This is a genomic window from Croceicoccus esteveae, from assembly GCF_031846435.1.
GTDB classification, from domain to species: Bacteria; Pseudomonadota; Alphaproteobacteria; order Sphingomonadales; family Sphingomonadaceae; genus Croceicoccus; species Croceicoccus esteveae.
Window position 1 is genome coordinate 570267 of record NZ_JAVRHS010000001.1, and the last position, 18143, is coordinate 588409.

Annotated in this window: 18 protein-coding genes; 7 read left to right on the plus strand and 11 right to left on the minus strand. The window is 60.2% G+C overall.

Translation table 11 applies throughout. The features are described from left to right. Positions 1-2 precede the first annotated feature (2 nt). Positions 3-761 carry a TSUP family transporter gene (locus RM533_RS02700; protein WP_311339634.1) on the minus strand — a complete coding sequence of 253 codons (759 nt, stop codon included), beginning with the start codon at positions 759-761 and terminating at the stop codon, positions 3-5. Positions 762-836: 75 nt separating this feature from the next. Between RM533_RS02700 and RM533_RS02705 the strand changes: the two genes are divergently transcribed. Both RM533_RS02705 and tgt read left to right on the plus strand, forming a co-directional pair. Further along, positions 837-1445, plus strand: coding sequence for an alpha-ketoglutarate-dependent dioxygenase AlkB (locus RM533_RS02705; RefSeq protein ID WP_311339635.1), 609 nt, complete (start codon positions 837-839; stop codon positions 1443-1445). Between the two features lie 10 nt (positions 1446-1455). Continuing rightward, on the plus strand, positions 1456-2580 hold the full coding sequence (gene tgt, locus RM533_RS02710; protein WP_311339636.1) for a tRNA guanosine(34) transglycosylase Tgt: 1125 nt from the start codon (positions 1456-1458) through the stop codon (positions 2578-2580). A gap of 115 nt (positions 2581-2695) precedes the next feature. Here the strand turns inward: tgt and rpsD are convergent, their stop codons facing one another. Beyond that, entirely contained in the window at positions 2696-3310 is a 615-nt protein-coding gene (gene rpsD / locus RM533_RS02715) for a 30S ribosomal protein S4 (RefSeq protein ID WP_311339709.1), read from the minus strand. Between the two features lie 198 nt (positions 3311-3508). Between rpsD and RM533_RS02720 the strand changes: the two genes are divergently transcribed. Next, positions 3509-3823, plus strand: coding sequence for a chorismate mutase (locus tag RM533_RS02720; RefSeq protein ID WP_311339637.1), 315 nt, complete (start codon positions 3509-3511; stop codon positions 3821-3823). On the opposite strand, the gene RM533_RS02725 is transcribed toward RM533_RS02720, so the two are convergent. The 9 genes from RM533_RS02725 to RM533_RS02765 form a co-directional block, all read right to left on the minus strand. Continuing rightward, positions 3824-4579, minus strand: a complete 756-nt coding sequence (locus tag RM533_RS02725; protein ID WP_311339638.1) for an RNA methyltransferase — start codon at positions 4577-4579, stop codon at positions 3824-3826. Continuing rightward, positions 4579-5040: a transcriptional regulator NrdR gene (nrdR, locus tag RM533_RS02730; RefSeq protein ID WP_311339639.1), complete on the minus strand. Its 462-nt coding sequence runs from the start codon at positions 5038-5040 to the stop codon at positions 4579-4581. The genes RM533_RS02725 and nrdR overlap by 1 nt, the downstream gene beginning before the upstream one ends. Continuing rightward, on the minus strand, positions 5041-5229 hold the full coding sequence (locus tag RM533_RS02735) for a hypothetical protein (RefSeq protein WP_311339640.1): 189 nt from the start codon (positions 5227-5229) through the stop codon (positions 5041-5043). Positions 5230-5240: 11 nt separating this feature from the next. Then, positions 5241-6536, minus strand: a complete 1296-nt coding sequence (gene glyA / locus RM533_RS02740; protein ID WP_311339641.1) for a serine hydroxymethyltransferase — start codon at positions 6534-6536, stop codon at positions 5241-5243. Positions 6537-6549: 13 nt separating this feature from the next. Beyond that, complete coding sequence (locus RM533_RS02745; RefSeq protein ID WP_311339710.1) at positions 6550-7002, minus strand: RpiB/LacA/LacB family sugar-phosphate isomerase; 453 nt, start codon at positions 7000-7002, stop codon at positions 6550-6552. Between the two features lie 80 nt (positions 7003-7082). Continuing rightward, complete coding sequence (rpoD, locus tag RM533_RS02750; RefSeq protein WP_311339642.1) at positions 7083-9095, minus strand: RNA polymerase sigma factor RpoD; 2013 nt, start codon at positions 9093-9095, stop codon at positions 7083-7085. Next, a complete protein-coding gene (gene dnaG / locus RM533_RS02755; RefSeq protein ID WP_311339643.1) occupies positions 9088-11028 on the minus strand; it encodes a DNA primase in 1941 nt (646 codons plus the stop codon). The genes rpoD and dnaG overlap by 8 nt, the downstream gene beginning before the upstream one ends. Before the next feature lie 88 nt (positions 11029-11116). After that, entirely contained in the window at positions 11117-11797 is a 681-nt protein-coding gene (locus tag RM533_RS02760; RefSeq protein WP_311339644.1) for a hypothetical protein, read from the minus strand. Next, positions 11794-12246, minus strand: coding sequence for a GatB/YqeY domain-containing protein (locus RM533_RS02765; RefSeq protein ID WP_311339711.1), 453 nt, complete (start codon positions 12244-12246; stop codon positions 11794-11796). The genes RM533_RS02760 and RM533_RS02765 overlap by 4 nt, the downstream gene beginning before the upstream one ends. A 145-nt stretch (positions 12247-12391) precedes the next feature. Between RM533_RS02765 and carA the strand changes: the two genes are divergently transcribed. The 4 genes from carA to greA all read left to right on the plus strand — a co-directional run bounded on the left by carA (position 12392) and on the right by greA (position 18120). After that, complete coding sequence (gene carA, locus RM533_RS02770) at positions 12392-13585, plus strand: glutamine-hydrolyzing carbamoyl-phosphate synthase small subunit (protein ID WP_311339645.1); 1194 nt, start codon at positions 12392-12394, stop codon at positions 13583-13585. Next, positions 13582-14214, plus strand: a complete 633-nt coding sequence (locus RM533_RS02775; protein WP_311339646.1) for a hypothetical protein — start codon at positions 13582-13584, stop codon at positions 14212-14214. The genes carA and RM533_RS02775 overlap by 4 nt, the downstream gene beginning before the upstream one ends. Then, positions 14214-17540 carry a carbamoyl-phosphate synthase large subunit gene (carB, locus tag RM533_RS02780; protein ID WP_311339647.1) on the plus strand — a complete coding sequence of 1109 codons (3327 nt, stop codon included), beginning with the start codon at positions 14214-14216 and terminating at the stop codon, positions 17538-17540. The genes RM533_RS02775 and carB overlap by 1 nt, the downstream gene beginning before the upstream one ends. 103 nt (positions 17541-17643) lie before the next feature. Further along, positions 17644-18120, plus strand: a complete 477-nt coding sequence (greA, locus tag RM533_RS02785; RefSeq protein WP_311339648.1) for a transcription elongation factor GreA — start codon at positions 17644-17646, stop codon at positions 18118-18120. Positions 18121-18143 lie beyond the last annotated feature (23 nt).

The window sequence follows — 18143 nt, forward strand, 5'->3', positions numbered from 1 at the left end:
AATCAGGCCTGGAACCATCCCCACAAGAGTCGCGCAGTCAGTGCAACGCTGATGATCACAAGCAGCGGCCGGATCAGACGCGCGCCGTGCTTCACCGCAGTGCGCGAGCCAAGCCACGATCCCGTCATGGAGCCCACCGCCATCGACAGGCCGAGCAACCAGATGATCTTGCCGCCAAAGGCAAAGACGATGACGCTGCCCAGATTGGTCAGCATGTTGAACAGCTTGGCATGGCCTGTCGCGCGGGTCAGCCCTTCACCGCGCAGGCCGACCAGCGAAGCGGCAAGGAAGCTGCCGGTCCCGGGACCGAAGAAACCATCGTAGAAGCCGATACCGGTAACGACAGGAGCATAGCCCTTGCGGGTGAGCCGCTGATGCGCCTGTGCATCGTCCATGCGCGGTGATGCAATGACATAGATCGCCACTGCCAGCAAAAACAACGGCACGATGAGTTCCAGGACACGGGCGGATACCTGCTGCACCACCAGGGCACCGATGGCCGCTCCTGCAAAGGCCAGCAGCGCCAGCCATTTCTCCTTCCGCCATTCGACCAGACCCGCGCGCGCATAATTGCGATAAGCCATCGAAGTGCCGAACACCGACTGGATCTTGTTGGTGCCAAGGGCCAGTTGTGGAGGCAACCCGGCAAACAGCAGTGCCGGCATCATGATCAGGCCGCCGCCACCGGCAATAGAATCGATGAAACCAGTCAGCAATGCGACCAGCGTGAGCACAATGATGATAGAAAGCTCGATATCCATCTGGCTGCGCATAGCCCATCGGGAGCAGGTGTGAAGCTGTTGCCGTGTTCAGGAGCACTCCCCATAGAAGGAGCCATGGCAACACAGCACGATTTGTTTGGCAATATGCCGCAATCTGCACCCGTCCTGGCAGCAGCACCTGATGGGCTGACGCTGTGTGGGCGGATAGTTGGTGACAGCGCGGCGCGCGACATCACGGGACTGATCGATACATGCGGACTGGCGCCATTTCGTTACGGGCAGTGGGCAGGCAAGCGGCTTACCCGTTCCTTCGGTTGGCACTATGACTTTGCAGGCGGCGGCTTGCGCAAGGAGGAGCAGATGCCCGTATGGCTTGTCGATCTGCGCATGTGCGTAGCAAATGCTTTTGATGAAGAAGCGAGCCGCTTTGAACAGGCGTTGCTGATCCGCTATGATCCTGGCGCCGGGATCGGGTGGCACCGTGACCGGCCGGTCTTCGACACGATCCTGGGCGTAAGTTTCGGCGCATCGGCCGAACTGCGGCTGCGCCGGCGCAAGACATGCGGCTTTGATCGTGCGACTGTAAAGCTGGATGCTGGCCGTGCTTATCGTCTGAAAGGGCCAGCGCGAGAGCTTTGGGAGCATTCCATCCTGCCGCAGACAGATACGCGCTGGTCGATAAGTTTCCGTTCGCTGCGTGACGGCGCACCGCCTGTTCGTTAAGAGCGGCGGAATGACGCGTTTTTCCTTTGCCGTAGCGGCAACCGACGGCCTTGCCCGCACCGGCGAGATCCGGATGCAACGTGGGGCGATCCGCACGCCCGCTTTCATGCCGGTCGGTACGGCAGCTACGGTAAAAGCCATGAAAGTGGAGGATGTGCGCAAAGCGGGCGCGGACATCATTCTTGGCAACACTTACCACCTGATGCTGCGGCCAGGTGCAGAGCGGGTGGCGCGGCTGGGCGGGCTGCATCGCTTCATGGGTTGGGATCGGCCGATCCTCACCGACAGCGGCGGCTATCAGGTGATGAGCCTTTCCGATCTGCGCAAGATCAGCGAGCATGGGGTGGTGTTCAAAAGCCACCTCGACGGATCGCGGCATGAACTTACTCCCGAAAGATCCATGGAAATCCAGCGGCTGCTCGGCTCCGACATCGTCATGGCATTTGATGAATGCCCGCGCGTAGAGCAGGGCCACGACGCCATCGCTGCCTCGGTGGACCGGTCAATGCGCTGGGCCAGGCGCAGTCGCGATGCTTTTGATGCAGGTGAGCCGCATGCCGCCAGCGCTGCCTTGTTCGGTATCCAGCAAGGTGCGCTGGATCAGGACATGCGCGCGGCATCGGCGCAGCGGCTCATCGACATTGGCTTCGATGGGTATGCAATTGGCGGGCTGGCGGTGGGCGAGGGGCAGGAGGCGATGTTTGCCACGCTTGACTTTGCACCCGGCCAACTGCCGACCGACCGGCCGCGCTATCTGATGGGGGTAGGCAAACCAGATGATTTGGTCGGCGCTGTGGCCCGCGGCGTTGATATGTTCGATTGTGTCTTGCCGACACGATCAGGCCGCAATGGCCAGGCCTTTACCTGGCAGGGGCCGATCAACCTGCGCAACGCGCGCTTCGCTGAAGATCAGGCCGCACTCGACGATCGGTGCGCCTGCCCCACCTGCGCCAGATACACCCGTGCTTACCTGCACCATCTGGTGCGTTCCGGCGAGATCCTGAGCGCGATGCTGATGACTGAGCACAATATCGCTTTTTACCAGCAGTTGATGCAGGCCATGCGCGACGCGATCGCAGCCAGACAGTTTGACCGGTTCGCGCGCACTTTCCACACGCGCTACCATGGCAGATGAATGGTTCTGCAAGATGTACCTTGGGTATCGTCTTCTTGTCACCGGATCCTGGCATGAAAAAAGGGCAGGAGAACCTGCCCTTTTTTGTCACACATGTTCTGGTGCAAACCGTCGGTCAGCGTGAATAGAATTCAACCACCAGATTGGGTTCCATCTTGACCGGATAAGGCACCTCATCCAGCGTCGGGACGCGGGCGAATGTCACCTTGTCATTGCCATCTACTGCCACATATTCCGGAATCTCGCGCTCTGGCAGGCTCTGAGCCTCGATGACCAGCGCCATCTCCTTGGCCTTGTTGCCAAGGCTGATGACATCGCCGGCAAAGCAGCGGCGCGAGGCGATGTTGCACTTGACGCCGTTTACGCGGATGTGACCGTGGCTGACAATCTGGCGAGCGGAAAACACCGTCGGCGCAAATTTGGCACGGTAGACGATCATGTCGAGGCGCTGCTCAAGCAGGCCGATAAGGTTCTGACCGGTGTCGCCCTTGATCCGGGCAGCCTCCTGATAGGTGCGCTTGAACTGCTTTTCAGTCACATCGCCATAATAGCCCTTGAGCTTCTGCTTGGCGCGCAGCTGCAGACCAAAATCGCTGACCTTGCTCTTGCGACGCTGGCCGTGCTGACCAGGTCCGTACGACCGACGATTGACGGGGCTGTTGGGACGGCCCCAGATGTTTTCGCCCATGCGGCGATCAAGCTTGTGCTTGGCGCTTTTGCGCTTTGACATGTCATTCTCCATTTTGCGAACACCGCCTTCGTGGCGGCGCTTGAACCCGGTATCGCACCTGCGGACCGACATGCCCGAGATGGCCACCACTTCACCGGGATGTGGGGCCTCATGATTTGCGTGATCGCGCGCTTCGCAGATTGCCTTGCTTTCGTCAAGCTGCTCGACAAGCGGGGCTGCCATCGGCAGTAGGAGCAGATGAACGATCCGATTATCGCCGCTGACGATTGCACCACCATGGCCGAGGTTCGCGCCGGGGTCGACGAGCTCGACCGCCAGCTCGTCGATCTGCTTGCCCGACGTTTTGGCTACATGCGTGCGGCCGCGCGGATCAAGCCCACGCGCGACAGCGTCAGGGATGAAGATCGCAAGCAGCAAGTCATTACTGCAGCAACCATGGCTGCGCAGCGTTCAGACATGCCGGCTGGCTTTGTCGCGCGGATCTGGGACGATGTGGTCGAAACTTCCATTGCCTATGAACTTGATCATTGGGATGCGTTGCGGTCAGCCTGATCAGCTGCGGCTCTCGTCGTTACGGCGCTGTCTTGCCAGCGTCGTCAGCACTCCGCGCATCGTGCGCACTTCCAGATGGTTCCAGCCAGGGCGCGTCAGCACCGTGTGCAATGTACGCCGTGTCGCAACTTCGCGGCTGTAAGGGCTGAAGTAGCCTGCCGGCTCCAGCATGGCTTCAAGCTGGGCGATCAGGCCGTCAAGCTCCTCCTGCGGCGCCGGCGGCAGCTCCTGTGTCAAAGTCGGTTGGGCAAGATGCTGTGTCTTTGACCATTCATAAACCAGCAGAATAACGGCCTGCGCAAGATTGAGCGAGCCGAACTGCGGATTGATCGGGATAGTGATGATGGTGCGGGCCAACGCCACATCGTCTGTCTCGAGGCCGGAGCGTTCAGGGCCAAAAAGGATGGCGTGGCGGCCCTTGTCCTGGTGTATCCGCATCGCAGCACCCACAGGGTCCAGCACCGGTTTGGAGATGCCGCGCTTGCGCACCGTCGTGGCGTGCACATGATTGCAATCCGCCACTGCCTCTGCGACCGAGTTGAATACTGCTGCCCGCTCCAGGACCATATCGGCGCCAGCTGCCGCAGGTCCGGCGGCCGGGTTTGGCCAGCCATCGCGCGGAGCGACAAGCCGCAGCTGCGTCAGACCGAAATTCAGCATTGCCCGCGCTGCCTTGCCGATGTTCTCACCAAGCTGCGGCCGGACGAGCACGATGACAGGTGGCATCGACAGAGAGCTATCTGTCCTGCTGTTCATTACTTGAACGCAGGATCGGCAATGGTGCTGGCAAATTGCTCGAAATCGCGGGCTTCGGAGAAATCACGATAGACGCTGGCAAAGCGGATATAAGCGACCGTATCCAAATGGCGCAGCCCTTCCATGACCATTTCGCCGATGCGGCTGGCGGGCATCTCGGTGTCGCCGCTGGTTTCAACCTGGCGCTGCACGCCGGACACCAGCCGGTCGATACGATCCTGCGCGACGCCACGCTTGCGGCAGGCAAGCGCAACGGCAAGCTCGATCTTGCTGCGGTCGAAAGCCTCGCGCCGGTCGCCACTCTTCAGCACTGTTATTTCACGCAATTGTATGCGTTCAAAGGTGGTAAACCGCGCGCCGCAACCTTCGCATTGCCGTCGCCGCCGAATGGAGGTGTTGTCCTCTGTCGGCCGACTGTCCTTTACCTGACTGTCTTCATGCGCACAAAACGGGCAGCGCAATCAGAACTTTCCTTTTGCCCTGGCATATCCCAACCCGCCACCGATCAATCCGCCGATGACTGGTCCGACAAACGGCACGGGAATGGCGATCACCGCGCCGATTGCCCCCCATTTCAGCGCCTGCCTAGTCTCCGGCGTCATGTTCTGCCCGAAACCGCCGTTCTTGTTGCGATTGTTGAAATCATCCATCATCCTGCTCCTCAACCGTAGATCGGAAAACGATCGCACAAAGCCTCGACGCTTTGCTTCACTTTGCGTTCCACGTCAGGGTCACCTGCCTCGCCCTTGGCGGCAAGACCGTCAAGCACGTCTGCAAGCATGTTGCCAACTTGCCGAAACTCTTCGGAGCCGAAGCCGCGGGTGGTCCCAGCAGACGTGCCCAACCGAATGCCGCTCGTCTTGACCGGCGGCAGCGGATCGAACGGAATGCCGTTCTTGTTGCAGGTGATGCCGGCACGTTCCAGCGCCTCATCCGCATCTTTGCCGGTCACGCCCAGCGGCGTCAGGTCGACCAGCACCACATGTGTATCTGTACCGCCCGCCACGATTGCCGCGCCGCGCTCCTGCAGGGTCGCTGCCAGCACCTTTGCATTATCGATGATCTTTGCCGCATAATCGCGAAATTCCGGGCGCAGCGCTTCGCCAAAAGCCACTGCCTTTGCGGCGATCACGTGCATCAACGGGCCGCCCTGCAAACCGGGAAACACTGCGGAGTTGAGCTTCTTTGCAAGCTTTTCATCATCAGTCAGGATCATGCCGCCACGCGGGCCGCGCAATGTCTTGTGCGTGGTGGTCGTCACGACATGCGCGTGCGGGAACGGGGAGGGATGCACGCCGCCAGCGACGAGCCCTGCGAAATGCGCCATGTCGACATGCAGCATCGCACCCACCATATCGGCGATCTGCCGCATGCGGGCAAAATCGATAATCCGCGGATAAGCGCTGCCACCGGCAATGATGAGCTTTGGCTGATGCTCCTTGGCCAGCCGCTCGACATCATCATAGTCGATGAGATGCGTGTCGCGCTTCACGCCATATTGCACAGCGTTGAACCATTTGCCGCTCATGGCTGCACGCGCGCCATGGGTGAGATGGCCGCCGGCATCGAGGCTCATGCCCAGAATGGTGTCCCCCGGCTTCACCAAAGCCAGCATGACCGCGCCATTTGCCTGTGCGCCGGAATGGGGCTGCACATTGGCAAAGCCGCAACCGAACAGCTCGCAAGCCCGGTCAATGGCGAGCGTTTCAACAGCGTCGGAGGGGCCGCATCCCTGATAATATCGCTTGCCGGGGTAACCTTCTGCATATTTGTTGGTCAGCACCGAACCCTGCGCTTCCAGCACCGCGCGCGAGACGATGTTTTCAGAAGCAATCAGTTCGATCTGCTTCTGCTCGCGCGCGAGTTCGGCATCGATGGCTTTTGCCACCGCCGGATCGGAGCTGGCCACCCCGTCTGAAAAGAAGCCGGTCGCACGGATCTTGGTTTGCGTGTTCATCGTGTATTCCCGTTCAGACAACATTGGGCAAAGTGGGTGGATGGGCAAGCTTGTCGACACGCGCGGCATGACGTCCTGCGGCAAAATCAGTGTGCAAAAAAGCGGTAATGCAGGCCTGCGCCATGTCCAGACCGATCAGGCGCGCACCCATGGCAAGCGCGTTGGCGTCATTGTGTTCGCGCGCCAGCGCAGCGGACAATGGTTCCGACACCAATGCGCAGCGCACCTTCGGCTCCCGGTTCATCGCCATGGAAATGCCGATCCCGGAGCCGCACAGAGCGATTGCGCGTTCCACGGACTTATCGACCAGCGCAGCGGCCAGTCTGTAACCGAAATCCGGATAATCCACCCGGGCAGGACTATCGGGGCCAAGGTCAAGCACGTGGTAGCCATTGTCTGCAAGCCATTGCACAAGCTGAGCCTTCACTTCGAAGGCAGCATGGTCTGACGCAATGGCTATTCGCATGATGATCGGCTCACGATACGCAGGCTTGTTACACAGGCTCATAAGGACCGGAGCTTTGCAGCGCCAGTGTCATTCCCTCGTCACTGATCCAGAAAGCTGCGCATCTTGCGGCTGCGGCTGGGATGCTTCAGCTTGCGGAGCGCCTTGGCTTCGATCTGGCGAATGCGTTCGCGCGTCACGCTGAACTGCTGACCAACTTCCTCCAATGTATGATCGGTATTCATGCCGATGCCGAACCGCATGCGCAGCACGCGTTCTTCGCGCGGAGTCAGGCTGGCAAGGACGCGGGTAACCGTTTCCTTGAGATTGGCCTGAATGGCGGCATCGACCGGAATGATCGCGTTCTTGTCTTCGATGAAGTCGCCCAGATGCGAATCTTCCTCATCGCCGATCGGCGTTTCAAGGCTGATCGGTTCCTTGGCGATCTTCATCACCTTGCGCACTTTTTCGAGCGGCATGGACAAGCGTTCCGCCATTTCCTCAGGCGTCGGTTCGCGGCCCTGTTCGTGCAGGAATTGGCGGCTGGTGCGCACCAGCTTGTTGATCGTCTCGATCATATGGACGGGAATGCGGATCGTGCGCGCCTGATCGGCGATGGAGCGGGTAATCGCCTGCCTGATCCACCAGGTCGCATAGGTCGAAAACTTGTAACCACGGCGATATTCGAATTTGTCGACCGCCTTCATCAGGCCAATGTTGCCTTCCTGGATAAGGTCGAGGAACTGCAACCCGCGATTGGTGTATTTCTTCGCGATGGAGATGACGAGCCGCAGATTGGCTTCCACCATTTCCTTCTTCGCGATCCGCGCTTCGCGTTCCGCCTTTTGCACCATGTTCACGATGCGGCGGAACTCGGGCAGGCTCATGCCGGTCTGGCTGGCGATATCGGCAATCTCGACGCGGATGCGGTCGACCGCGTCGGCCTCCTTGTCGGCGAAGGCCTTCCACTTCTTGTCCTTGCCGGCCATGTCCGACAGCCAGCTTTCATCAAGCTCGTGTCCGACATAGGCTTTGAGGAAATCGGCCCGCTTCACCTTGTGCCGCTCGGCAAGGCGCAACATCTGCCCGCCAAGCGCAGTCAGGCGTCGGTTGAACGCATAAAGATTGTCGACCAGGAACTCGATCTTGGTCGCGTGGAATTGCATGCTTTCAACTTCGGCCGTCAGCTCTTCCGACAGGCTTTCGTATTTCTTCTCACGCTTGGCGGGAAAGACTTCACCGCGGCCGAGCGCCTCGACACGATCGTTCTGCAGCTTTTCGAATTCGCCGAACAAGGCTGCAATGCGGGCAAACCGCGCGATGGCATCGGGCTTGAGCGCCGCTTCCATCTGCGCGAGTGAAAGCGTGTTGTCCTCATCATCATCGTCGTCGCGACGCGATGTCTCGCCCTGCTCGCCGTCTTCGGAACCGCTCTCTTCGGTATCATCGTCGTCCTTGAACGACGGTCCGGCGGTTTCCTCGGAGATTTCACCATCCTTCCCGTCGTCCTCATCCTCGAGGCTTTCAGGCGCCGGCTCTTTTGACAGCATGGCATCAAGATCGAGGATCTCGCGCAGCTGCATCTCTTCGTTGTTAAGCGCTTCTGACCAGTGAATGATGGCGTGGAAGGTGATCGGGCTCTGGCACAGTCCCATGATCATCATGTCGCGCCCGGCCTCGATCCGCTTGGCAATGGCAATTTCGCCCTCGCGGCTCAGGAGTTCGACGGCGCCCATTTCGCGCAGGTACATCCGCACCGGATCATCGGTGCGTTCAACCGTCTCTTTCTTGACCGGAGACTTGTGGTCCTTCTTGGCGACTTTTTCCTCGTCCAGCTCTTCGTCGGCCGATGCGATTTCCTCAACTTCGGCGCTGTCGCCGTCGCTATCGGAATCGGCGTCATCATCATTTTCGACGATGTTGACACCCATGTCGCTCAATGCGGACATCACATCCTCGATCTGCTCCGACGACATCTGGTCCTGCGGCAGCGCCTCGTTAAGCTCGTCATAGGTAATGACGCCATCCTTCTTGGCGCGCGCGATCAGTTTCTTGATCGACGCTTCATTAAGATCAATGAGCGGCGCATCGCCTGTTTCACCATTGTCAGCCATGTTCGGTCGTTCTGCTTTCTGTCATCGACGCATCCGCAGGATCAACGGATGAACCACGAGTTGCGGCCAATTGCACAAGACGGCGTTCAAATTCCAGTTTTCTGTTGAGCAAGCGCTGCTGCTCTGCCCACGATCCTTCCGGATCATGCGCAAAACGGGCGGTCGCATCGTTCAACGCAGCCTCGATCGCCGGTTTCTCCACCATCAGGGAAATGGCGTCCGACAGTTCCTGCGTGGCATCATGCTCTGTGGCGTGATCGGTCAGGAAGGCAAATCGCATGCCGCCGATCGTATCCCTGTCGGGTAGAGCTATCCCACGAACCTGCAATATGGATGCGATGTCAATGCTTGCAAGGTCATTTGCCTGAAGCGTTCCATCTTCTGACATCGCCAGCATTGCATCCAGCAGCCGTGCCTGTTCAGCGCAGTCAGGCTGGAATGCAACGAGCCGCTCTGCCTGTGCAAGCAGCGCTGTGGGGTGGCGGCACAGGCCAAGGATGATCGCTGCTGTCAACCTGTGGCGGATAGCGGCATGCGTGTTAGCAAATGCGCGCGGCGACGGCGCGGCAATGTCCTTGTAAGCAGGTTGAAACCTGCCGCGGGGACGCCAGGGTCGATTGCCGGCCGGCTGCTGGTTGTGCCCCTGCTTGCGACGAGGAAAAGCAAAGTCGCCATAACGGTCGAGCAAGTCACGCCGGTACAGTGCCCGGATGTCCCGGTCCGCGATGGTTTCCAGCAGATCCAGCAGACGCTGTTTCAGCCCTGCTTTTTGTTCCGGCGTATGAAGTTGCTGGGCGCTATGCTCAAGCCGCCACATGAAATCGATCATTCCTTCGCCGGTCTCCAGCAGCGCCTTCAGCGCGGCGGGACCTTGCGCACGCAGGATGTCATCGGGATCCTGGCCGTCGGGCATGGTCACAAAACTGAGGCTGTGACCAGGCTTGAGCAGCGGCAGCGCAGCGTGCAGCGCGCGCATGGCCGCACGCTGACCGGCCGCATCGCCATCGAAACACAGGATCGGCACGGGAGCCAGCCGCCATAAAAGTGCCAGCTGGTCCGGCGTCAGCGCCGTTCCCATCGGTGCTACGACTTCGGCAATACCGGCTTCGGCAAGCGCGATGACGTCCATGTATCCTTCGACGACACAGACCCTGCCCGTCTTGCGTGCAGCGGGCGCGGCGCGGTGCAGATTGTAAAGCGTGCGCCCCTTGTCGAAGAGCGGCGTTTCAGGCGAATTCAGATATTTGGGAGCGTGCCGCGCCTGCGCGGCGCTGCTGCCCTCAAGCACTCGGCCGGCAAACCCGATCACTCGGCCGCGCAGGTCGTGGATCGGCAGCATGAGCCGTCCGCGAAACCGGTCATAGGGCTCCTTGCTGTCGACCTCGATCAGCAGGCCTGCCTGGATCAGCAGTTCGTCCCCATGCTGCGACAAGGCGCTGCGCATGGCGTTGCGCGCATCGGGGGCAAAGCCAAAGTCGAACAGCTGCACGGTGCTGTCGCTGATCCCGCGTTGCGCAAGATAGCGCCGTGCGGCTGTGCCCGTGTCGCCTTGCAGATTGCCCACCAGCCAGTCCTGCGTTGCTGCCAATACTTCGTGCAAGGTCGCGCGCTGGTCAGCGGCCTGTGCTGCATGACGATCAGGTGCAGGAACTTCCATGCCGGCATCGACAGCAAGGTCTTTTACTGCATCCATGAAGAGCAAGCCACCCTGATCGGTCAACCAGCTGATCGCGTCGCCATGCGCTCCGCAGCCAAAGCAGTGGTAAAACCCCTTTTCGTCATTGACGTAGAAGCTGGGCGTTTTTTCATTGTGAAAGGGGCAGCAGGCGCGAAACTCGCGCCCGGCTTTCTGCAACCGCACATTGCGTGACACTATGGCCGACAGCGTCACGCGCGAGCGCAGTTCATCAAGCCATTGCGGGGAAAGCGCCATGCCACCATCCCTGCGCAAAACTGCGCTTCAGATCAAGCGCGATGGCCTGCCAACGCACTCGTTGCCGGCGCAAACCGCGGGATTTGCATCAGCTGCAACCCCCACCGGCCATGCGAGCGGGCGCGGGACCGGCCGCTGTGCCCATGTCACCACCCGCGATCAGCTGATAAGCCTGCTGCGGACCGGCAGGAGGCAGCGTGCCCTGCCAGAAAAAGGTGATCGGCGAACCAGCTGCCCAGCCTTCGCCGCCCAGCACCGAATAGAACAGGCCACCCTCGACGCAGCGCAGTTCCATCTGCGAATCGCCGCCGATCGCCGATGCCGCCTGCGCCTGATCGAAGCCGGCGACGCCAGCGTAGCCATACACCGGCATGGTGGTTCTGAACGCGCTGGCGCGGGCATCAGGCGTGACTTTCATGACATAGGTGTAAGTGGTGCTTTCCGGCAGCGCAGCCGGATCGCAGCTTTCGAGCCGGGCAGGGCAGGCGACATAGCTTTCGATCGTGCCGGTCTGCCCGTCGGGACCGACAAAGCGGCTGGTGACGGTCGGGCCTTGCGGACCCACCACCTTGGCGCCCAGGTCCAGATTGGCAAAACTTGCCGGTTCAAGATCGATGCCGGCGCCGGTTACCTCGGCATCCGCAATTTCCTCGCCGATTGTTTCACCATCGACGGCAGCAGGCTCCTCACTCGCGCAGGCAGACAGAAGCACAGCGACGGGAACGGTGACGGCCAAGGCGTGGGCGGGCAGGCGGCAGGTGATCTTCACGAAAGGCTCTCCTTCACAAAGCGGCTGGCATTGCTCATATCCAGAACAGCGCCGTGACGCGCTTTGAGTTCCGACATGACCTTGCCCATGTCCTTTATTCCGCCAGCGCCAAGCTCGGCGATGATCGCGGCGATTGCCTGGCGCGTTTCCTCCTCGCCAAGCTGCTGTGGCAGGAATTCCTCGATGATGACGAGCTCGGCCTGTTCGGCAGCGGCAAGGTCCTCGCGGTTGCCCTGACGGTAAAGCGCGATAGATTCCTTGCGCTGCTTTGCCATTTTTTGCAGCACGTCGACGATCATGGCATCATCGTCCTGCCCGCCGCTGCCGACGCGCAGTTCGATGTCCCTGTCCTTTACGCGCGCAAGGATCAGGCGGATGGTAGCCAGCCGCTCCTTTTCCTTGGCCTTCATCGCGGAAACCTGAGCAGATTTGATCGTGTCGCGCAGCATGGGCCAGTCCAGTATTGTTGACAAAGGATGATGCATCGCGATTTAGCGGCAAAGCCCCTGCGTTCATAGCTTGACGCTGCGGGACGGGGTGTCTAGCGGGTGGCCCTTAGCAAACAATCAGGCATTTTTTACGGAGCGCCCGCACATGGCCGACCCCGCAGTTCTGCACGCGCCGCAACCTGACGGAGCGACTGCCGTGCTGGTGTTCGCAGACGGGCAGGTGGCCTGGGGGCGCGGGTTTGGCGCTGTGGGCGAAGCCATCGGCGAGATGTGCTTCAACACCGCCATGACCGGTTATCAAGAAGTGATGACCGATCCTTCCTATGCAGCGCAGATCGTGTGCTTCACCTTTCCACATATCGGCAATGTCGGCGTGAACGATGAAGATACCGAAAGCGTCGACGCCGGCGCGGTTGGCTGCGTGGTGCGCGAGGATGTGACCGACCCGTCCAATTTTCGCAGCATGGGCGATTTTCCGCGCTGGCTGGCGGATCGTGGCCGGATCGGGATTGCCGGGCTGGACACCCGCGCCCTGACCCGGCGCATCCGGCGGCTGGGTGCGCCCAATGTGGCGATTGCGCACGATCCCGATGGCCGGTTCGATCTTGCAGCCATGCTGGGCCGGGTGCGCGCGTGGCAGGGGCTGGAAGGGCTGGATCTGGCCAAGGGAGTCAGCCGGCAGATCAGCGAAAGCTGGGCGGGCGACGTATGGCAGCTTGGCAGCGGTTTTGGCACCACAGACACTGACGGGCAGGGGAGTGCTGCTGCCCGGCCGCATGTGGTGGCGATGGATTTCGGCTCCAAGAACAACATTTTCCGCACGCTGGTCAAGGCCGGCGCGCGGGTCACGGTCGTTCCAGCAGAGGCAACGCTGGACACGATCATGGCGCTGAAACCCGATGGCGTGTTCCTGTCGAACGGGCCGGGCGATCCGGCGGCGACAGGGGCATATGCGGTGCCGGTAATCCGTGGCCTGCTGGATCGCGACGTGCCGATCTTCGGCATCTGCCTCGGGCACCAGATGCTCGGGCTTGCTGCGGGCGCACGGACGGCCAAGATGTTCCAGGGGCACCGCGGCGCCAACCACCCGGTCCAACGCCTGTCCGACGGCACAGTGGAAATTACCAGCATGAACCACGGCTTCGCCATTGATGGCGACACCCTGCCCGCAGGGGTGGAACAGACGCATGTGTCGCTGTTCGACGGCACCAATTGCGGGATCGAGATCACCGGCAAGAAAGCGTTCGGCGTGCAGTATCATCCGGAGGCGTCGCCGGGTCCGCAGGATAGCTTTTATTTATTTGAGCGGTTTGTTGGTGGATTGGGAGATCGCTCGTGAGCATGCCCCAGCTAGAACTGGAGCGGGCTGTTCTATTTGCCCTCTACAATTTTGCCCAAAAACAAGGTGGAAGAGTTAATGCAGTTGGTATTCAACAGATTCTACCGGAGCAGATCACGGAGACGAGAATATCGTTAGCACTCGGGCAGTTGGAAAGGTCTGGATTTGTCTTTTCCTTTCATGCTCGGTTCAGTAAATCTCCCACGGACTATGAAATTACGGATCAAGGGTACAAAGAGGCAGAGAAGATCGTTGGCGAAGCTGAACGGCTTGAAGCTGATCCAATTGCTTCTCTTGAGATGCAGCTTGCCCCGGCAGCGGGTAGAATGGTTTCTTTTGGCGACAATCAAGACAATCGTGAGCAAATGATTGCATTGGTCGAGCAAGCCAAGGAGACTATCCGTTCTAGCAATTCCATTAACGAAGCGGTTCGCGACGATGCAGTAGCTCATCTTTCAGCATGGAAGGGTTTAATTGAAAATTCTAAAACTTTTGCCGTCGGTGCGTTCCGTTTTATGGTCTGGGATCGCATCAAGAAAGTGATCGAGGGAGAAATTGAGGATGTCTACCTTATTACTCTTACGTGCACTCTGATCACCCTCGGAACAATCATGGTTGGCCTTCTGTAATGCCCAAACGCACTGACATCTCTTCCATCCTCATCATTGGCGCGGGGCCGATCATCATCGGGCAGGCTTGCGAGTTCGATTATTCAGGCACGCAGGCGGTCAAGGCGTTGAAGGAGGAGGGCTATCGCGTCATCCTCGTCAATTCCAACCCGGCAACGATCATGACCGACCCGGAGCTGGCCGATGCCACCTATGTGGAGCCGATCACGCCGGCGTTTGTTGCGCGCGTCATCGAAAAGGAGCGGCCCGATGCCGTGCTGCCCACCATGGGCGGGCAGACCGCGCTCAACACCGCGCTGGCGCTGGCGCAGGATGGCACGCTCGACAGGTTCAACGTGCAGCTGATCGGCGCCAATGCCGATGCCATCGACAAGGCGGAGGATCGGCAGCGCTTCCGCGAGGCAATGGACGCGATCGGGCTGGAATCCGCGCGGTCGGGCGTGGCGCACAATTACGAGGAGGCGCTGGCGATCCTGGAGCGCACCGGCCTGCCGTCGATCATCCGGCCCAGCTTCACGCTTGGCGGCACCGGCGGCGGCATTGCCTACAACCGCGCCGAGTTCGAACAGATCGTGCGCGAGGGCATCGACGCCAGCCCGACCAGCGAAGTCTTGATCGAGGAATCGCTGCTCGGCTGGAAAGAGTTCGAGATGGAGGTCGTGCGCGACCGGAACGACAATTGCATCATCGTCTGCGCGATCGAGAATGTCGACCCGATGGGCGTGCATACGGGCGATTCCATTACTGTCGCGCCGGCGCTGACGCTGACCGACAAGGAATACCAGATCATGCGCAACGCCAGCATCGCGGTGCTGCGCGAGATCGGCGTGGAAACGGGCGGCTCCAACGTGCAGTTCGCTGTCAATCCCGATGATGGGCGGCTCATCGTCATCGAGATGAACCCGCGCGTGTCGCGTTCGTCCGCACTGGCATCGAAGGCAACCGGATTTCCCATCGCCCGTGTCGCGGCCAAGCTAGCGGTCGGCTACACACTGGACGAAATTACGAACGAGATCACCGGCGCGACGCCAGCCAGTTTCGAACCCGCCATCGATTACGTCGTGACCAAGATCCCGCGGTTTGCCTTTGAAAAGTTCAAGGGGTCGAGCTCGGCACTGTCCACCTCGATGAAATCGGTGGGCGAGGTCATGGCGATCGGCCGCAATTTCAAGGAATCGCTGCAAAAGGCGCTGCGCGGGTTGGAAACCGGGCTGGACGGGTTCAACCGCATTGCGGAGCTTGAAGGCGCAGACCGCGACGAGATTGTCGCTGCGCTGTCGCTCGCCCGTCCCGAACGTCTGATCGTGGTGGGCCAGGCATTTCGCGAAGGGCTGAGCCTGGAGGAAATCCACGCCGTCACGCATTACGACAAGTGGTTCCTGCGCCACATCGAGCAGATTATCGCCGAGGAAGCGGCCATTCTTCGCGACGGTTTGCCGCGCGATGCGGCAGGATTGCTGCGGCTCAAGGCCGTGGGATTTTCGGACCGTCGCCTGTCCACGCTGGCGGTGCGCTCGGTCGGGCTGGCCGGTGGGATCGGCGAGACGCAAGCTAAGCGATCAGGCCTGCTGCACGATGCGGTAAAGGCGATGGCCGGCGCCACTTCGGAGGCGGAAATCCGCGCCTTGCGGCACGCGCTGGGCGTGCGTCCGGTGTTCAAGCGGATCGACAGCTGCGCCGCGGAATTCGAGGCGATCACGCCCTACATGTATTCCACGTATGAGCAGCCATTGTTCGCCGAGGCGGAGAACGAAGCTGCGCCAAGCGATGCCCGCAAGATCGTCATCCTGGGCGGCGGGCCCAATCGCATCGGGCAGGGGATCGAGTTCGATTATTGCTGCTGCCATGCCTGCTTCGCGCTGCATGACGCGGGGTATGAAACCATCATGATCAACTGCAACCCTGAAACGGTAAGCACCGATTACGATACGTCGGACCGCCTCTACTTCGAGCCGCTCACCACCGAGGATGTTCTTGAGATCCTCGACGTCGAGCGGTCCAGAGGCACCTTGCATGGTGTCATCGTGCAGTTCGGTGGGCAGACGCCGCTGAAACTCGCGCAGGCGCTGGAGGATGCCGGCGTGCCGATCCTTGGCACCTCTCCCGATGCGATCGATCTGGCAGAGGATCGGGAGCGCTTTGCCGCGCTGGTGAACCGGCTGGGGTTGAAGCAGCCTGCCAATGGCATGGCGCGCAGCCAGGAAGAGGCGCAGGCGATTGTCGGCCGCATCGGCTATCCGGTGCTGATCCGCCCGTCATACGTGCTTGGCGGCAGAGCGATGGAGATCGTCGATTCCGATGCGCAGCTGGCAGAATATCTGGAAACGGCGGTGCAGGTGTCGGGTGACCAGCCGGTGCTGATCGACCAATATTTGCGCGATGCTATCGAGTGCGATGTCGATGCCTTGTGTGACGGAACGGATGTGGTGGTTGCCGGGGTCATGCAGCATATCGAGGAGGCCGGCGTGCACTCAGGGGACAGCGCCTGTTCATTGCCGCCTTATAGCCTGTCGGAAGCCATTATCGGCGAGATGGAGCAACAGGCGGACCAGCTTGCCCGCGCCCTCGACGTCGTGGGGCTGATGAACATCCAGTTCGCGGTCAAGAACAACGAGGTTTACCTGATCGAGGTCAATCCGCGCGCCAGCCGGACAGTGCCTTTTGTTGCCAAGGCTATCGGTCAGCCGATTGCCAAGATGGCCGCGCGGGTCATGGCGGGCGAGAAGCTTGTCGATATGGAACCGATCCGCCGCAAGATGGATCATGTCGCCGTCAAGGAAGCGGTTTTTCCTTTCAGTCGTTTTCCCGGCACTGATCCGGTTTTGTCACCGGAAATGAAGTCTACCGGCGAAGTCATGGGCATTGACGGCACTTTTGCAGGAGCGTTCATCAAGTCGCAGATTGCCGCCGGTGCCGACCTTCCGGCAGGCGGCACCCTCTTTGTGTCAGTGAAGGACAGCGACAAGAAGATTGTGCTGCCTGCAGTTCGGCTGATGGAGGAAAATGGTTTTCGCATCGTGGCGACATCCGGCACGCATCGGTTTCTCACCGAGCATGGTATCGCCGCAGAGGCGGTAAACAAGGTTGCCGAAGGGCGGCCGCATATCGTTGACAGGATCGTAGATGGCGACATCGCCATGATCTTCAACACCACCGAGGGCTGGCAAAGCCTTAAGGATTCCCGCTCAATTCGAATTGCCGCGCTGCAGTCCAAAACGCCGTCCTACACCACCGCGGCCGGATGCGTGGTGGCCGCGCAGGCGATTGCCACACGGCAGCAAAGCGGCGCGCTTGAAGTAAGGCCGCTTCAGTCCTATCATGGATGAAGCAGGTTTTTGCCTTTTGAAGCATCGGAATATCGGGACGCTGTAGTAACGACGGCGCCGGTTTGCTTGTGATCGGTTTGGTTCAGGAAGGAAGTTGTTGGTAATGGCCGTTGTCGAAAAGGTCCCCATGCTTGCCGAAGGGTACGAAAAGCTCACGGCCGACCTGAAGCTCCTGCGTGAGGAACGCCCGCGGATCGTTGATGCGATCGAGGAAGCACGCGCTCATGGTGATTTATCGGAGAACGCCGAATACCATGCAGCGAAGGAGCGGCAGGGTCAGGTCGAGGCGAGTATAGCCGACCTTGAAGATCGCGTGAGCCGGGCGCAGATAATCGATCCCAAGACGTTGTCAGGCGATCGTATCGTCTTTGGCGCTACGGTCACGATGCGCGATGAAGATGACAAGCCGGTGCGTTATCAGATCGTCGGCCAGACAGAAGCTGACGCAAAGAAAGGTCGGATCAGCTATTCAAGCCCCATGGGCCGTGCGCTCATCGGCAGGAAAGTAGACGATGAGGTGGAGGTTACCGTGCCATCGGGAGAGAGGTTCTACCTGATCAAGAAGATCGAATTTATCTGATCAGGCGAAGACCTGATCAGGGG

What these genes read in the sequence shown, in the direction of transcription:
- RM533_RS02700 (WP_311339634.1), bottom strand. Translation starts at nt 761, where the DNA reads ATGGATATCGAGCTTTCTATCATCATTGTGCTCACGCTGGTCGCATTG.
- greA (WP_311339648.1), top strand. Translation starts at nt 17,644, where the DNA reads ATGGCCGTTGTCGAAAAGGTCCCCATGCTTGCCGAAGGGTACGAAAAG.
- carB (WP_311339647.1), top strand. Translation starts at nt 14,214, where the DNA reads ATGCCCAAACGCACTGACATCTCTTCCATCCTCATCATTGGCGCGGGG.
- RM533_RS02720 (WP_311339637.1), top strand. Translation starts at nt 3,509, where the DNA reads ATGAACGATCCGATTATCGCCGCTGACGATTGCACCACCATGGCCGAG.
- rpsD (WP_311339709.1), bottom strand. Translation starts at nt 3,310, where the DNA reads ATGTCAAAGCGCAAAAGCGCCAAGCACAAGCTTGATCGCCGCATGGGC.
- glyA (WP_311339641.1), bottom strand. Translation starts at nt 6,536, where the DNA reads ATGAACACGCAAACCAAGATCCGTGCGACCGGCTTCTTTTCAGACGGG.
- carA (WP_311339645.1), top strand. Translation starts at nt 12,392, where the DNA reads ATGGCCGACCCCGCAGTTCTGCACGCGCCGCAACCTGACGGAGCGACT.
- RM533_RS02745 (WP_311339710.1), bottom strand. Translation starts at nt 7,002, where the DNA reads ATGCGAATAGCCATTGCGTCAGACCATGCTGCCTTCGAAGTGAAGGCT.
- RM533_RS02735 (WP_311339640.1), bottom strand. Translation starts at nt 5,229, where the DNA reads ATGGATGATTTCAACAATCGCAACAAGAACGGCGGTTTCGGGCAGAAC.
- RM533_RS02725 (WP_311339638.1), bottom strand. Translation starts at nt 4,579, where the DNA reads ATGAACAGCAGGACAGATAGCTCTCTGTCGATGCCACCTGTCATCGTG.
- rpoD (WP_311339642.1), bottom strand. Translation starts at nt 9,095, where the DNA reads ATGGCTGACAATGGTGAAACAGGCGATGCGCCGCTCATTGATCTTAAT.
- dnaG (WP_311339643.1), bottom strand. Translation starts at nt 11,028, where the DNA reads ATGGCGCTTTCCCCGCAATGGCTTGATGAACTGCGCTCGCGCGTGACG.
- RM533_RS02705 (WP_311339635.1), top strand. Translation starts at nt 837, where the DNA reads ATGGCAACACAGCACGATTTGTTTGGCAATATGCCGCAATCTGCACCC.
- tgt (WP_311339636.1), top strand. Translation starts at nt 1,456, where the DNA reads ATGACGCGTTTTTCCTTTGCCGTAGCGGCAACCGACGGCCTTGCCCGC.
- RM533_RS02765 (WP_311339711.1), bottom strand. Translation starts at nt 12,246, where the DNA reads ATGCTGCGCGACACGATCAAATCTGCTCAGGTTTCCGCGATGAAGGCC.